1 protein-coding gene is annotated in these 393 nt (G+C 66.7%); it reads right to left on the bottom strand.

The window, feature by feature from the left end; translation table 11 throughout:
- Positions 1–393: hypothetical protein (locus JI664_RS23635; protein WP_207016239.1), on the bottom strand; the 393-nt coding region annotated here is incomplete at both ends.

Genomic DNA, 393 nt, shown 5'->3' with positions numbered 1-393 from the left:
CCGGCGCCATGACCCCGGCGTTGTGGCGGCGAAGCTCGTCCAGCCCGGCGACGTGCCGGCGCGGGCGAACAGACTGGCGCTCGGCCAGCGTGCGGTCGAGGATCTCGATCTGGTTATAGGTGACCAGCACCCGCACGACCTCGACCCGGCCATTCGAGCCGATGGTCTTTTCGTCGGGCCCCCACAGATCGGGGTCGAGGATCCGCTCGGTGCCCTTCCAGACCTGATAGGCTCGTTCCCAAGGCGTGAACGTCACCATGTCCACGCGAGCGGGATAGGCGGTGATCGAGACCGTGACCGAGAACTCGGCCGTGTTCACGAGGCCGCGAATCCAGCCCTGGGGCTGGTTGACCTCGTAATCCACACCAGCGGTCAGCACGGCGCTGTCACTGT

This window comes from Rhodobacter sp. NTK016B (genome assembly GCF_017303295.1).
In the GTDB taxonomy this organism is placed as follows: Bacteria; Pseudomonadota; Alphaproteobacteria; order Rhodobacterales; family Rhodobacteraceae; genus Pararhodobacter.
This window is presented reverse-complemented; position numbering and strand designations above follow the sequence as displayed.